Annotated in this window: 16 protein-coding genes; 6 read left to right on the top strand and 10 right to left on the bottom strand. The window is 70.0% G+C overall.

Annotation, left to right across the window (positions count from 1 at the left end; genetic code table 11):
• Positions 1-152 precede the first annotated feature (152 nt).
• From ACFWX1_RS46595 to ACFWX1_RS46585, 3 genes are all read right to left on the bottom strand, one after another.
• Entirely contained in the window at positions 153-1,184 is a 1,032-nt protein-coding gene (locus ACFWX1_RS46595; protein WP_378331290.1) for a sigma-70 family RNA polymerase sigma factor, read from the bottom strand.
• Positions 1,185-1,578: 394 nt separating this feature from the next.
• On the bottom strand, positions 1,579-2,004 hold the full coding sequence (gene dtd / locus ACFWX1_RS46590) for a D-aminoacyl-tRNA deacylase (protein WP_378396368.1): 426 nt from the start codon (positions 2,002-2,004) through the stop codon (positions 1,579-1,581).
• Positions 2,001-3,500, bottom strand: a complete 1,500-nt coding sequence (locus tag ACFWX1_RS46585) for a methyltransferase (RefSeq protein ID WP_378396367.1) — start codon at positions 3,498-3,500, stop codon at positions 2,001-2,003. Before ACFWX1_RS46585 ends, dtd begins: the two co-directional genes overlap by 4 nt.
• Positions 3,501-3,527: 27 nt before the next feature.
• Here ACFWX1_RS46585 and ACFWX1_RS46580 point away from each other — a divergent pair, with 27 nt between their 5' ends.
• Both ACFWX1_RS46580 and ACFWX1_RS46575 read left to right on the top strand, forming a co-directional pair.
• Positions 3,528-4,793: an amidohydrolase gene (locus tag ACFWX1_RS46580; protein WP_378396366.1), complete on the top strand. Its 1,266-nt coding sequence runs from the start codon at positions 3,528-3,530 to the stop codon at positions 4,791-4,793.
• A gap of 17 nt (positions 4,794-4,810) precedes the next feature.
• Positions 4,811-5,146: a DUF3099 domain-containing protein gene (locus tag ACFWX1_RS46575; protein WP_378396365.1), complete on the top strand. Its 336-nt coding sequence runs from the start codon at positions 4,811-4,813 to the stop codon at positions 5,144-5,146.
• Here ACFWX1_RS46575 and ACFWX1_RS46570 read toward each other — a convergent pair.
• Positions 5,143-6,162: an Lrp/AsnC family transcriptional regulator gene (locus ACFWX1_RS46570; RefSeq protein ID WP_378396364.1), complete on the bottom strand. Its 1,020-nt coding sequence runs from the start codon at positions 6,160-6,162 to the stop codon at positions 5,143-5,145. The two genes, ACFWX1_RS46575 and ACFWX1_RS46570, sit on opposite strands and share 4 nt — an antisense overlap.
• Positions 6,163-6,277: 115 nt before the next feature.
• Here ACFWX1_RS46570 and ACFWX1_RS46565 point away from each other — a divergent pair, with 115 nt between their 5' ends.
• Positions 6,278-6,988: an SDR family NAD(P)-dependent oxidoreductase gene (locus tag ACFWX1_RS46565; protein ID WP_378396363.1), complete on the top strand. Its 711-nt coding sequence runs from the start codon at positions 6,278-6,280 to the stop codon at positions 6,986-6,988.
• 31 nt (positions 6,989-7,019) lie between these two features.
• On the opposite strand, the gene ACFWX1_RS46560 is transcribed toward ACFWX1_RS46565, so the two are convergent.
• Positions 7,020-7,700 carry a TetR family transcriptional regulator gene (locus tag ACFWX1_RS46560; RefSeq protein ID WP_378396362.1) on the bottom strand — a complete coding sequence of 227 codons (681 nt, stop codon included), beginning with the start codon at positions 7,698-7,700 and terminating at the stop codon, positions 7,020-7,022.
• Between the two features lie 104 nt (positions 7,701-7,804).
• On the opposite strand from ACFWX1_RS46560, the gene ACFWX1_RS46555 reads away from it, so the two are divergent.
• Entirely contained in the window at positions 7,805-8,731 is a 927-nt protein-coding gene (locus tag ACFWX1_RS46555; protein ID WP_378396361.1) for an SDR family oxidoreductase, read from the top strand.
• On the opposite strand, the gene ACFWX1_RS46550 is transcribed toward ACFWX1_RS46555, so the two are convergent.
• Genes ACFWX1_RS46550 through ACFWX1_RS46540 form a run of 3 tightly spaced genes read right to left on the bottom strand, consistent with a single transcriptional unit; the run spans position 8,728 to position 10,698 of the window.
• On the bottom strand, positions 8,728-9,609 hold the full coding sequence (locus ACFWX1_RS46550) for a carbohydrate kinase family protein (RefSeq protein WP_378396360.1): 882 nt from the start codon (positions 9,607-9,609) through the stop codon (positions 8,728-8,730). The genes ACFWX1_RS46555 and ACFWX1_RS46550 overlap by 4 nt on opposite strands.
• The gene (locus ACFWX1_RS46545; RefSeq protein WP_378396359.1) at positions 9,587-9,841 is read right to left on the bottom strand and encodes a DUF397 domain-containing protein; all 255 of its coding nucleotides are present in this window, start codon (positions 9,839-9,841) and stop codon (positions 9,587-9,589) included. The genes ACFWX1_RS46550 and ACFWX1_RS46545 overlap by 23 nt, the downstream gene beginning before the upstream one ends.
• Before the next feature lie 11 nt (positions 9,842-9,852).
• Positions 9,853-10,698: a Scr1 family TA system antitoxin-like transcriptional regulator gene (locus ACFWX1_RS46540; protein ID WP_378396358.1), complete on the bottom strand. Its 846-nt coding sequence runs from the start codon at positions 10,696-10,698 to the stop codon at positions 9,853-9,855.
• Positions 10,699-10,843: 145 nt separating this feature from the next.
• Between ACFWX1_RS46540 and ACFWX1_RS46535 the strand changes: the two genes are divergently transcribed.
• Positions 10,844-11,086, top strand: a complete 243-nt coding sequence (locus ACFWX1_RS46535) for a hypothetical protein (RefSeq protein ID WP_378396357.1) — start codon at positions 10,844-10,846, stop codon at positions 11,084-11,086.
• Here ACFWX1_RS46535 and ACFWX1_RS46530 read toward each other — a convergent pair.
• Together ACFWX1_RS46530 and ACFWX1_RS46525 are read right to left on the bottom strand one after the other, a co-directional pair.
• On the bottom strand, positions 11,079-11,984 hold the full coding sequence (locus tag ACFWX1_RS46530) for a pseudouridine-5'-phosphate glycosidase (RefSeq protein ID WP_378396356.1): 906 nt from the start codon (positions 11,982-11,984) through the stop codon (positions 11,079-11,081). The genes ACFWX1_RS46535 and ACFWX1_RS46530 overlap by 8 nt on opposite strands.
• The gene (locus ACFWX1_RS46525; protein ID WP_378396355.1) at positions 11,981-12,613 is read right to left on the bottom strand and encodes a hypothetical protein; all 633 of its coding nucleotides are present in this window, start codon (positions 12,611-12,613) and stop codon (positions 11,981-11,983) included. Before ACFWX1_RS46525 ends, ACFWX1_RS46530 begins: the two co-directional genes overlap by 4 nt.
• A 48-nt stretch (positions 12,614-12,661) precedes the next feature.
• On the opposite strand from ACFWX1_RS46525, the gene ACFWX1_RS46520 reads away from it, so the two are divergent.
• Complete coding sequence (locus ACFWX1_RS46520) at positions 12,662-12,910, top strand: DUF3039 domain-containing protein (protein ID WP_378331301.1); 249 nt, start codon at positions 12,662-12,664, stop codon at positions 12,908-12,910.
• Positions 12,911-13,023 lie beyond the last annotated feature (113 nt).

Genomic DNA, 13,023 nt, shown 5'->3' with positions numbered 1-13,023 from the left:
GAGCTGAAGTCACCTACACGTGACGACCACGGCGGGGGTCCAGGGGGCTTGCCCCCTGGCGGGGGTTTGGGGGTTCGACCCCCAAAAGACACGTTGGCGGGCCGGTCGGCGAGCGCTCTCCGCGAGCACACTCCGCCCAGGCCCGCCAACCCTCAACTCGCGTACGCCCGCAGCCTGTCGGCCCGCTCGCCCTGGCGCAGCTTGGACATGACCTCGCGCTCGATCTGGCGGACGCGCTCGCGGGAGAGCCCGAAGTGCTTGCCGATCTGGTCGAGGGTGCGGGGCTGGCCGTCGTCGAGGCCGTAGCGCAGGCGGATGACGTGCTGTTCGCGGTCGTCCAGCGTGGCCAGGACCCGGCGGAGGTCGTCCTGCAGGAGGCCGGAGATGACCGCGCTCTCGGCGTCGGTGGCCTCGGAGTCCTCGATGAAGTCCCCGAGCGGCGCGTCCTCCTCGGTGCCGACCGGCATGTCCAGGCTCACCGGGTCACGCGAGTGGTCGAGCAGGTCGGAGATCTTGTGCGCGGGGATGCCGGACTCGGCGGCCAGTTCCTCGTGCGTGGCGTCCCGGCCGAGCTGCTGGTGCAGGTCGCGCTTGATGCGGGCCAGCTTGTTCACCTGTTCCACCAGGTGGACCGGCAGCCGGATGGTGCGCCCCTGGTCGGCCATGCCGCGGGTGATGGCCTGGCGGATCCACCACGTGGCGTAGGTCGAGAACTTGAACCCCTTGGAGTAGTCGAACTTCTCCACCGCGCGGATGAGACCCAGGTTCCCCTCCTGGATCAGGTCGAGCAGCGGCATCCCCCGGCCGGTGTAGCGCTTGGCGAGCGAGACCACCAGGCGGAGGTTGGCCTCCAGCAGGTGGTTCTTGGCCCGGTGGCCGTCCCGCACCAGCGCGGACAGCTCCTTGCGCCGTTTGGCGGACAGGTCTTCACCGGTTTCCAGCATGTGCTGGGCGAACACACCGGCTTCGATGCGCTTGGCGAGCTCGACCTCGTCGGCCGCGGACAGCAGGGCGGTCTTGCCGATGCCGTTGAGGTACACGCGGACGAGATCGGCGGCGGGACTCTGCGCGTCGAGATCGGCGTCGGTGAGCGCCCCCACGCTCGCCGGCTCGTCGATCTGCTGGGTGGGAATCCCGCGCTCGCGAATCCCGCGCGCTTCGCGTTCGAGAGTCTGGACTGACATTCTGCCTCCCCGGTCACGGGCTGAACGTGCTGCGGTGTGTCACGCCGGTCTGCACCCTGCGCATCGAGCCCTGTGGAAAACCCGGTCCGCGGGCCCAGCCGGCTTGGGCTGGACATCTGGGTCAACGCTCCGGGTTTCCAAAACGTTCCCGGCTCGCTGAAAAGGGGACGGCCGTACTGGGTCTTCGGTTGCTCGACCAAAGCTGAGCTTCTCCTGAGAAACTCGGTCCGAGTCGGAAACCCCGGGGAAGGCTGAGAATCCTGAGAAAAATGAACCGCTCCGCGTCCTCCCCCGTACGCGGGATCCCGGCGGGTGAGTGCCCCGAAGGACGCCTTCAGTGCATTCCCGTGTGCCCGAACGGACCCGGTGTCGTGGCGCTTCGCCCCGGTGTGGTCTAAACCTCGACGAGTACCGTGAACGGCCCGTCGTTGACGCTCTCCACGGCCATCATCGCGCCGAAAACCCCGGTCGCCACCCTCGCGCCGCGCTCCCGCAACTCGGCGACGACGGCGTCCACGAGCGGCTCCGCGACCTCCGGGCGGGCCGCCTTCGTCCAGGACGGCCGACGCCCCTTCTTCGTGTCCCCGTAGAGCGTGAATTGACTCACCACGAGCAGCGGGGCGCCCGCGGTGGCACACGACTGCTCGTCACGCAGGATGCGCAGCTCGTGCAGTTTCCGCGCCATCACCGGCGCCTTCGCGACGTCGTCGTCGACGTGAATTCCCAGCAATACCAGCAAACCCGGTTCGTCGATGGCACCGGTCACCTCGCCGTCGACAGTCACGCTCGCCCGGCTCACCCGGGCCGCGACGGCCCTCACGAGCCCGCCGGGACGAGCATTCCGTGCCGGACGAGTTCCCGGACGACGGGCAGCGCCGCCGCGGTCAGTTCGTCCGATTCGAGGCCTTGTGCGGCCGCGAGAAGCTCGATCAGGTCCTCCAGTGGCAACACGCCCTGACAGCCCGCGAGGAGCCGCGTCGCGAGTTCGTCGACCTCGTGCTGCCAGCCGGGCCCGTCCGTGCGATGGAGACGCCGGATCGTCGTCTCCCAGCCCTCTTCGCCGGGCTCGCCGACCGACTCCAGCAGCACCGTCGGCGGCACCCGGAATCGGACATCCAGCAGTGAATCGCCGTTGTGGCGCAACCATTCCACCCGGTTGAGCCAGCGCCCGGCCTCTTCGCCGAGCGGATCGTCGTACGCCTGCCGCAGGTCTTCGCACACCACGGTCGGTGTGACGCCGCTCGCGCGTCGCAGTGTGACAAAACCGAACCCGATGCCCCGGACGTCGTTCGCGGCGAACCAATCCAGCCACGCCGCGGATTTCGCCCGGCCCTCGGGCGAACGCGGGTCGATCCCGGCGTCCCGCAGCCACGTGCCGACGTAGAGACCCGGATCGGCGACGTCCCGCTGGACGAACCACGCGTCGGTCTCCGCGGGCAGCCAGCGCGCGACCCGGTCGCCCCAGTCCTCACCGCCGACGTGCAGCCACGACGCGAGCAGCTGGCCGACGCCGCCCTCGTTCAAGAACGCGGGCAGCTGACGCACCACGAGCGCGCTCGCGTCGTCGCCGGCGAGCCCGGAGTCGCGGTAGGTGTAGTCGACGCGGGCGGGCCCGACCACGAACGGCGGATTGCACACCACCTGGTCGAACCGCCGCCGCGCGACCGGCGCGAACCACTCGCCCCTGGCCAGCTCGACGTCGAGTTCGTTGAGCCGGAAGGTCGCGTGGGCGAGCGCGAGCGCCCGCGCCGAGACGTCCGTCGCGGTGACCCGCTGTGCGTGCCGGGTCGCGTGCAGTGCCTGGACGCCGTTGCCGGTGCCGAGGTCGAGCAGGCTGCCCACCGGACGCCGGCTCGTCGCCCGGATCAGGCTCAGCGACGCGTGCCCGACGCCGAGCACGTGGTCCTCGGGCACGGCGTGGCCGAGCGCGTCGGAGTCGAGATCCGACACCACCCACCACGAGCCCTCGTCGTCGCCGTGCGGCCGGATGTCGAGCGCCGCGCGGAACCCGTCACCCGTGCCGCGCAGAACACCGGCGGCGACCGCGTCCTCGATGGTCAGCGGCGCGAAGGCCGCCTTGACCGCGTTCTCCGGCTCGGTGCCGGCCAGCAGGAAGAGCCGGATCAGCGTGCCGAGTTCACCGCCGTCGAGGCTCGCGCGGTACGCCAGTTCCGGCTCGCCCCGCCCGAGCGCGGCGTGCGCGGCGCCGCCGAGGACGGCCACGACTCCGTCCGCGTCGTAGCCGGTGCGCAGGAACGCCTCACGCAGCCGCGCGCAGACGTCGTCGGACAGATCGGGGACGGTAAAGGTGCTCACGGTCGGTAAGCCTGCCACGATGGCCCGGTGAGCATTGAACGTGTCCTGGCCCCGCTCGAGGCGGCCCTGCCGGATCTCGAAGCGCTGTACGTCGACCTCCACCAGCACCCCGAGCTGTCCTTCGCCGAAACCCGCACCGCCGGGATCCTCGCCGCGCGGCTCGAACGCGACGGTTACGAAGTGCACACGGGCATCGGCAAGACCGGGGTGCTCGGCATCCTTCGCAACGGCGAGGGCCCGGTGGTGATGCTCCGCGCCGACATCGACGCGCTGCCGGTCGAGGAGAAGACCGGCCTGTCCTACGCGAGCACCGCCCGCGGCACCGACGCGCAGGGCAACGACGTCCCGGTGATGCACGCCTGCGGCCACGACATGCACGCGACCTGGCTGTCGGGCGCCGCCGCGCTGCTCGCCGCGTCCCGCGACACCTGGTCGGGCACGGTGCTCGCCGTCTTCCAGCCGGGGGAGGAGCAGGGCAGCGGCGCGGCGCGGATGGTCGACGACGGCCTGTTCGACCGTGCCCCGAAGCCGGACTTCGTGTTCGGCCAGCACGTCACGCCGGGCCCCGCGGGCTGGGTGCTCACCCGGCCGGGCGTGATCATGGCCGCCACCGATTCCCTGCGTATCACGCTGCACGGCCGCGGCGGGCACGGTTCGCGCCCGGAGACGACCGTGGACCCGGTGGTGCTGGCGGCCTCGGTCGTCCTGAAGCTCCAGACGATCGTGTCCCGCGAGATCGCCGCCACCGACTCGGCCGTGGTGACCGTCGGCTCGCTGCACGCGGGCACCGCGTCGAACGTCATCGCCGACGACGCGGTGCTGGAGGTCAACATCCGCTCGTTCGATCCCGACGTCCGCGACCGCGTGGTCGCCGCGGTGCATCGGATCGTGCGCGGGGAGGCCGAGACCGCGGGCGCGCCGGCACCCCCCGAGATCGAGACGATCGCGAGCTTCCCGGTGACCCGCAACGACGAAATCGCCGTCGGCGACCTGGCCGGGGCGTTCCGCGACCACTTCGGCGCCGAGCGCGCGATGGAGGCCCCGCTGGTCACCGGCAGCGAGGACTTCGGCCACTTCGGCACCGCGACCGGCGCGCCCTCGGTGTTCTGGCTGGTCGGCGGCATGGACGCGCAGACCGTCATCGGCGCGATGACCGAGGGCCGGTTCGAACGGGACATCCCGTCCAACCACTCGCCGAAGTTCGCGCCGGTGCTGCACCCGACGCTGCGCACCGGCGTCGAGACGCTCGTGGTCGCGGCTCTGCACCGTTTGTCCCACCCCTCTGTCGGGTAGTACTGACGAGTGAGACGATGGGACACGGAGGTGGTGCTGTGAACGCGCCCGCCCACGGTCCCGACCCGGTGCTCATCACCGCGGCGGCTCCGTCGTACGACGACCAGCTGGCGGCACGCAAGCGGAAGTACGTCATCATGATGGGCTGCCGCATCCCGTGTCTCATTCTGGCCGGGCTCACCTACCACACCTGGTGGCTGGCGCTGATCTTCCTGGTCATCTCGGTGCCGCTGCCGTGGGTCGCGGTGCTCATCGCCAACGACCGCCCGCCCCGCAAGTCCGAAAAGGTCAACCGCTACCAGCACGAGGCCAAGGCGATCGAGAGCAAGGACCACCGGGTCATCGACGGTTAGCCCGCGACGAGCCGGTCGCCGGACAGCAGCGTGCCCGCCTGCTTGACGTGGCGCAGCAGCGGCGAGACCTCCAGGCTCTCGACGCCGGGCAGCGAGCCGATGCGGTCCGAGGTGAACTCGAACAACGCGTCGAGATCACGGCAGTGCGCGACGGCGTGCAGGTTGTGCGGACCGGAAACGGCCGCGGCGAAGGCGATTTCGGGTTCCCGCGCGAGTGTGCGCCCGACGCTCTTGACCGCCGACGGATGCACGCGGAGCCACAGATTCGCCCTCGCGTGATAGCCCAATGCCGTCGCGGCGATCTCGACGTCGATGTGGACCACGCGCCGCGCGAGCAGGGCCTGCAGACGGCGTGACGCGCGCCCCGGCGTGAGGTCCGCCGCTGCGGCGAGATCGACGAGACCGGCGCGGCCGTCGGAGGCGAGGACGTCGAGCAGCCGCTCGTCCCCGGCCGTCAGCCGCACGGGATCGCTTGCCACGACAGGGGATTCCGTAAAGGGGCCGCCGCCTTCGTCCCCGAGGCGCGCCTCTTGCTCCGGCGTCAGCGTGCCGCTGAGCGCGGCCCAGTAATGGCCGCGGCCCCCGACGAACTGGCGGAGCATCGCGGCCGCGTTGATGTCGAGCACGGCCGCGGTGCGCGGAAGCCGCCGGCCCAGCAGGTCGTCGCGCTGCTCGGAAGTCCGCGACCGGACCGCGCAGGTGATCTCGGACCCCGCGGCGCAGAGGCCCACCCAGCTGACGTCGTCGCGCTTCGCCAGCGCTTCGGCGATCGGCACGACGCTGCCGGGGCGGCAGCGCAGCCGCACCAGCCACTTGCTCTGGCCCAGCGCTCCCGGATCCACGACCCCGGCGACCCGGATGACGCCGTCCGCGCGCAGCCGGCGATAACGGCGGCCGACAGCGCTCTCGGTGAGGCCGATCGCGTCCGCGATCGCGGCGAACGACGCCCGGGGAGCGATCTGGAGCGCGCGAATGATGCGCACATCCTCGATGGGCAAAGTGCCGGATTCAGCCATGAACACCCCTCTTCTGAGGATGATCGTACAAATCCGCCCTTCACGCGAGCGGCGAACGCCGCCCGGGGACAGACTCGGAGCGCATCAGGAAATCGCGGAGAAGGGGTGACGTGGAATGTCCTCAACGGACACGGACCGGCAGACCGCTCTCATCATCGGAGCGTCACGAGGACTCGGGCACGCGATGGCGGCCGAACTGGCCGACAGGGGGTGGGACGTCATCGGCACGGTCCGGGACAGCACTGCCCGCACGCCACTGCACGACCTCGCGGATTGCTCCGGCGGGCGCGTCGCCGTGGAGCATCTCGACATCAACGAGCCCGAGCAGTTGGCGCCACTGCACGAACGCCTCGCGCGCCGCGAACTCGACATGCTCTTCGTCAACGCGGGGACCACCAACAACGAGCAGACGCCGATCGGCGAGGTCTCCACGGCCGACTTCGTGGAGGTGATGGTCACCAACGCGCTCAGCCCGATGCGCGTCATCGAGTCGCTCGAAGATCTCGTGGCTCCGGCGGGGCTCATCGGGGCGATGTCGTCCGGACAGGGCAGCATCACGAACAACACGACCGGGCTGCGCGAGGTCTACCGGGGCAGCAAGGCCGCGTTGAACATGTTCCTGCGCAGTTTCGCGGCCCGGCAGGCGGAAACGCGGCGCGCGTTCGTGCTCATGGCGCCCGGCTGGATCCGCACGGCGCTGGGCGGGGAGGGCGCGCCGTTCACCATCGAGGAGAGCGTGCCGCTCGTGGTGGACGTTCTGCTGTCGCGGCTGGGGACGCCGGGGCTCGCGTATCTGGACCGCTTCGGGAAGACCGTGCCGTGGTGAACTCCGCCGTGCCGCGATCTCGGGCGGACGTTCAGTGCGCTTTCCCCCTGGCGAGTAATCCGGCCAGTAATACCTCGAGCGTCTCGCGCAGGCTCGACGCGAAATCCGGTTGCAGGGCCGCCAATTCCGGATTCGCTGCATAAGCGGCCAGCACCGCCGCGGACGGCTGCGAATAGATCCACATCGTGCCCACTTCCATGACCACCGCCCTCGCGAACCATGCCGCGTCCTGCGGGCCGAGTTCGGGCATGTGCGTGAAGACGATCGCGGAGAACCGCTCGACGAGCTTGTGCGTCTCGTGTTTGTGCTCCGCGGCGAGCGCGGGCGACACGTTGTGTTCCAGCACCGACGCCTGCACGCTGACCAGATCGCACAGTTGCGGGTCCGCGGCGAGCGAGTCCGCGATCGTGGCCGCGAGCCGGTCTCCGCGTTCTCGCGGGCCCTTCCCGGGGTCGACGGCCTGCTCCAAGGCTTGCGTCATCGCCGCGAGCCGCTCCCAAGCCGCGCGAGTGAGCAGTTCGAGCAGGACGGCCTCACGGGATTCGAAGTAACGCAGCACATTCGACTTCGCCAGGCAGGCGCGGCGGCTCAGCGCGTTGAGGCTGATCTGCGACGCCGGCATCTCGGCCAGCATCGCGGCGGCGGTGTCGAGGATCTGGCGGCGCCGCTCGACGCGTTGTTCTTCGCTGCGTGCGCGCTTGAAGGAGGTCACCGCCCCAGTCTAGAGACCGGCAGTCTCTTGTTAACGGACCAGAGGTCTGTTAGCCTGGCGAGCGCAACAGACCGGTGGTCTGTAAATTCCGGTGAGGAGTGCTCATGTACGAAGTCCCTGATCAGAGCGGCAAACTCGCCGTGGTGACCGGCTCGAACAGCGGCACCGGCAAAGAGGTCGCCCGCAGGCTCGCCGGCGCGGGCGCCCGCGTGGTGCTCGCCGTCCGCACGCCCGGCAAGGGGGAGGCCGCCCGTGCCGAGATCCTGGCGGAACACCCGCACGCCCGGCTCGAAGTGCGCCGCCTCGACCTCGCCGATCTCGCGTCGGTCCGCGAGTTCGCCGATGGTCTCCTGGCCGACGGCACGCCGCTCGACCTGCTGGTGAACAACGCGGGCGTGATGAACCCGCCGGCCAGGCTGACCACAGTGGACGGGTTCGAGCTGCAGTTCGGCAGCAACTTCCTCGGCCCGTTCGCGTTGACCGTGCGGCTGGTGCCGCTGCTGCTCGCCGCCGCGGAACCCCGGGTCGCCACGATGGCCAGTGGCGCCGCCCGGTTCGGCAGGATCTGGTTCGACGACCTGCAGTCGGAACGCCGCTACCGCTCTTACGTCGCCTACGCCCAATCGAAGCTGGCCGATCTGATGCTGACCCTGCGGCTGGCCGACATCGCTGCCGAACGCGGCTGGAACCTGCTCAGCACCGGAGGCGATCCCGGCTACACCAGGACGAATCTGCTGACCACCGGTCCCACTCTCGGCCGCGACAAGCCGTCCCGGCCGATGTACACGCGCCTGATCAAAATCCTGCCTTCACAAGGGGTCGAGCAGGGAGCCGAGCCGCTCCTGTACGCGGCGACGAGCCCGGACGCCGTGCAGGGCGGCTACTACGGGCCCAGCGGACGGTTCGGTCTCGTCGGGCCCGCCACCACGTTCCGCCCCACGAGCCGTGCGCGGGACGCGGCGGCGAGGGAACGGCTGTGGGCCGAGGCCGAACGGCTCACCGGAGTGTCGCTGGCGGCGACGGTCGGCTAGGCGCCCGGCCGGGCACCGGTTTCGGCGACCGCGCGAGCGCCCAGCCGCACCCCGGCGCGCAGGACGTCCACTGTGGACGCTCCGGTCAGCCACGCGCGCAGCACTCCCGCGTCGAACGCGTCCCCGGCGCCGGTGGAGTTCACGCAGTCCGCGCGCTCCGCAGGGATGCTCGTGACGCCGTCCGTGTCGATCCAGCTCGCCCCGTCGGGACCCGCGGTGACCGCGATGGCACCCACCGCGCCCAGGAGTGCTTTCGCGCTCGCGGGCTCGGGTGAACCGGTGAGCGCGACGAGTTCGTCGGTGTTGGGCAGCAACAGATCCACGCCGCTGATGTCTTCGAGGAAGGTTTCGGTGAGGTGTGCCGCCGCCTGCGGATCGACCGAGGTCGTGAGCCCGGACTCTTTCGCGTGGGCCAGCGCGGCGAGTCCCGCCGGGCGCGAGGACTCCTCCAACAGCACGTAGCCGGACAGGTGCAGATGCGCGGCGACTTTGGGAATCCGGACGTCTTCGGGGCGCAGGCGCGCGTTCGCGCCACGATCGGCGAGCATGCTGCGCTGGCCGTGTTCGTCCACCAGGACGACGACACAGCACGTCGGCGCGTCTTCGTCGATTGTGAACGCGCAGTGAATCCCGGCTTCGGTCAGCTCGGCGTGGACCAGCCTGCCACCCGCGTCGTCGCCGACGCGGGTGACCAGCGTGGTCTCGGTACCCAGCGAACGCAGCCACAACGCGGTGTTCGCGCCCGCGCCGCCGCCGGTGAACCGCACCTGTGCCCGGGTATCGCCGCCAGGGATGAGGGGACCGTGGTGGCGGGCCGTGACGTCGAGTGCGGCGTCGCCGACTACGACGACGCTGTTACGCGTTCTTGGCGGCGGCAAGGAAGGCGGTGAAGGCCTCGGCGCTGAAGGTCAGCGCGCCCGCGTCCCGGTTCTTGGTATCCCGAATCGCCGCCCAGCGGCTCGAATGCGTCACCTCGACACAGCCCTGACCACCTCCGCTGTGGGACGACTTGTGCCAGTCGGTGCCCGTCGCGATCTCGACACAGCCCTGGACACCGCCGCTGCGGGTTGACTTGCGCCACTGAGCACCGGTGAGATCCGGGGTGATCATTCTGTGGCCTCCTACGTCAGCTCCTTGATGCGTCGGTTGATCCTCTCGATTGTCCGCTGCTGACTCAAGGTGCTGGCGCGAAGATTTTCGAAGGCGAGGTTGTAGACGCGGACGTGCTCCCGACCAAGGTAGTCGGATGCGGTCAGCCCTTCGACGTAGACGATGCCCGGACGGCCTTCGATGAGCGTGACTATGGTGAACGCAACGCCGTGTGAGGCGTGTGCGCCGCCGTCGAACGGGATGACTTGCACGCACACGTGCGGAAGCTTGGCCAGTTCCTTGATGTGCTCAAGCTGGCTGCGCAGCGCTGCCCGTCCGCCGATCTCGCGATAGAGCGCCTCTTCTCCGACGACCAGCCAGAGCCTGGGTGCGTCCGGCGACTTCATCCGTTCAAGGCGCTTGGCACGATCATTGGCCATCCGGTCGACCTCGGCGGGTGAGGTGGTCATTGACCGTTCCAGCATGCCGCGGGCGTAGTCGGCGGTCTGGACAATGCCGGGAAAGCAGTCGCCGTAGTAAATCCTCAGCTCGCTGGCTGCTCGCTCCAAGTTGACGTACTTGACCGAGTGCTCGGGAGCCCGTGCTGGCGGCAGCTTTCGGCGGGAGTCGGTGGCGAGGGTCCGGAGCTTCGCCGTGCGGCTCTTGGGGATTCCGTAGATGCGGGCGGCCTTGTCCAGATCCTTGTCGCTGACCTTCATGTCACCCTGTTCGACCTTGGACAGCTTGCCCGTGTACCAGCCGAGCGCCTTGCTGGCCTCGGCGTTGGAGAGTCCGGCGGCCTCGCGGGCGTCGCGCAGGTCGGCGCCGAGCAGGATCCGCTGCACGACGGGGCCGGGATCGGGATCGGAGTGGGTCATGGCGGGCAGTCTGCCCCCGTCCTCAGCGGTTGTGGCGGATATTCGCCCGTACGGGTGCAAACTCGGTCCGGCGCAGTCCGCACTTGCATTTCAAGTGGTAGCTTTCTGCCTCGCCAGTGTCCCACATCACACGTCAGGAGTTTCGATGAGTACCCAGGTTTCCGAGTTCACCGGCACCGGGCCGCAGCGTGAGTGGCTTGTCCGCTGCCAGGACGGCGAGCGGAGTACGGCCGTCTGCACGGTCGAGGCGAACAACGGGACGCTCGGCATCAGCGGTCCCCACGGCGAGTACTTCTCGCTGGAGAACCACCAGATCGCGGTGTTCCAGCGGGCGCTGTCCGCTGCGATCACGCAGGTCGCCGACGACGTCCGGCATCCCGTCAGCTGAGGGCGACCGCGACCTCGGTGGCCAGCCTCGCGTTCGACAGCACCAGGGCCTCGTTCGCGTCGAGGCTCACACCCTCGCTCGCCGTGTGGAAGTGCTCCAGTAGCGCGGGGGTGACGTCCGCGCCGTGGATGTCGTTGTCCCGCAACAATTCCAGTCCCTCGGCGAGCAGCCGGTCGTGCAGCCCCTTGTCCATTTCGGACTTTTCAGGGATCGGATTCGTCAGCAGGATCCCGGAATCCGCGTACATGCGATGCGCGGCGATGACCGCGGCGGCCTGCTTCGCGTCGTCGACGCGGTGGGCGACAGGATGTCCGGAGGAACGCAGGTAGAACGCGGGGAAGTCGTCGGTCCGGTAACCGAGCACGGGCACCGAGTTCGTCTCCAGCACCTCCAGCGTCGCGGCGATGTCGAGCACGGACTTGACGCCGGAGCACACCACGACGGTCGGGATCCGCGCCAGCACGCCGAGATCCGCCGAGATGTCCCAGCTCTGCGAAGCGCCGAGGTGGACGCCGCCGAGCCCGCCGGTGGCGAACACGCCGATGCCCGCCGCCGCGGCCAGCGCCGAGGTGCTCGCGACCGTCGTCGCGCCGGACCGGCCGAGCCCGGCGGCCGGTCCGAGGTCACGCAGGGAAAGCTTGTCCAGCCCGGCGTCCGCGGCGCACACCCGCTCCAGTTCGGCGGCCGACAGCCCGATCACCGGCCGCCCGTCGAGCACCGCGATCGTGGCCGGGACGGCGCCGCCGTCACGGACGGTCCGTTCGAGGCGCCTCGCGACGTCGAGATTGCGGCCCGGCGGGAGGCCGTGGGACAGCAGCGTGCTTTCCAGCGCCACGACGGGACGGCCTTCGCGCAGTGCGGTGGCGACCTCGTCGCGGGGGAACAGAGTGGGCGTCACGGCTCGACATTCTGGCGATCAAGGCCGGGGGAGCGCCAGCGGCCCAGCTCGGCCGCGAGGTTCCGGCGCGCGGCGGCCTCCCAGCGTTCCCGCGCGGGCTCGCCGCGATACAGCCGGGGGTTCGCGAGCATCCGCTCCAGGACCACGATGCGCCCGGGTGTCCAGACCGCGTCGGGGTACTTCGCGTATTCCTCCCGTACGCCGCGTGCGTACTTGTTGTAGATCTCCGGCGCGGCGCCGAGGATCGCGAGGTCGGCGTCGAGCAGGGCCGTGGCGAGGAGGTCGTCGGCGGGCGCGTCGTGGCTGATCGTCGTCAGGATCAGCGCCTCGACGCGGGCGATGTCCTCTTCGGCGAGCCCGGCGCGGGTGAGCCAGAGCCGGGCCCACGCCGCGCTGGCGCGTTCGTCTTCGCCGGGAGTGGCGTCGTAGACGACGTCGTGTGCCCAAGCCGCCAGCGTGACCCGGGGGTCGGCGGCGAACTCCGCCGCGTAACGGGCGACGGACTCGGCGTGACGCAGATCGTGGTAGCGCCGATGCGGCTCGCCGTAGCGGTGCTCCAGCTCGGTCCAGGCGTCGGCGGCGATCTGGCCGTCGCCGCCGAGCAGGGTGAGGGCACTGTGCCAGCGCATCGGGTTCTCCTTGCTCGTCACCGGGCCGGGGACAAGTATCCTGCAGGGGTGAGCACTGAGACGTTGACGAAGCCGGATACCCGGCCCGAGGGCACCGATTCGACGGACGACGACGCCCCGAAGATGTTCCACTACGTGCGCAAGAACAAGATCGCCGAGAGCGCGGTCATGGGCACGCACGTGGTGGCGCTGTGCGGCGAGGTCTTCCCGGTGACGAAGTCCCCCAAGCCCGGGTCGCCCGTCTGCCCGGCCTGCAAGGAGATCTACCAGGGCCTCCGCCCCGGCGGCGACGAATAAGCCCCCTCGCACCTCCACCGGCGGATCTCACCCCGCCGGTCCTCACCCTGCCTCGGCGCCCCTTTCGTGACGTGCTCTGAAGGCCACCTTGAGAGCGCCAGACGCCCTCAAGG

Source organism: Amycolatopsis sp. NPDC059021, assembly GCF_042739895.1.
Classification (GTDB): Bacteria; Actinomycetota; Actinomycetes; order Mycobacteriales; family Pseudonocardiaceae; genus Amycolatopsis.
This window is presented reverse-complemented; position numbering and strand designations above follow the sequence as displayed.

Excerpts from the sequence above, each read along its gene's own strand:
- ACFWX1_RS46595 (WP_378331290.1), bottom strand. The coding sequence starts at position 1,184 with ATGTCAGTCCAGACTCTCGAACGCGAAGCGCGCGGGATTCGCGAGCGC.
- ACFWX1_RS46575 (WP_378396365.1), top strand. The coding sequence starts at position 4,811 with ATGGGACACGGAGGTGGTGCTGTGAACGCGCCCGCCCACGGTCCCGAC.
- ACFWX1_RS46570 (WP_378396364.1), bottom strand. The coding sequence starts at position 6,162 with ATGGCTGAATCCGGCACTTTGCCCATCGAGGATGTGCGCATCATTCGC.
- ACFWX1_RS46565 (WP_378396363.1), top strand. The coding sequence starts at position 6,278 with ATGTCCTCAACGGACACGGACCGGCAGACCGCTCTCATCATCGGAGCG.
- ACFWX1_RS46555 (WP_378396361.1), top strand. The coding sequence starts at position 7,805 with ATGTACGAAGTCCCTGATCAGAGCGGCAAACTCGCCGTGGTGACCGGC.
- ACFWX1_RS46545 (WP_378396359.1), bottom strand. The coding sequence starts at position 9,841 with ATGATCACCCCGGATCTCACCGGTGCTCAGTGGCGCAAGTCAACCCGC.
- ACFWX1_RS46540 (WP_378396358.1), bottom strand. The coding sequence starts at position 10,698 with ATGACCCACTCCGATCCCGATCCCGGCCCCGTCGTGCAGCGGATCCTG.
- ACFWX1_RS46535 (WP_378396357.1), top strand. The coding sequence starts at position 10,844 with ATGAGTACCCAGGTTTCCGAGTTCACCGGCACCGGGCCGCAGCGTGAG.
- ACFWX1_RS46525 (WP_378396355.1), bottom strand. The coding sequence starts at position 12,613 with ATGCGCTGGCACAGTGCCCTCACCCTGCTCGGCGGCGACGGCCAGATC.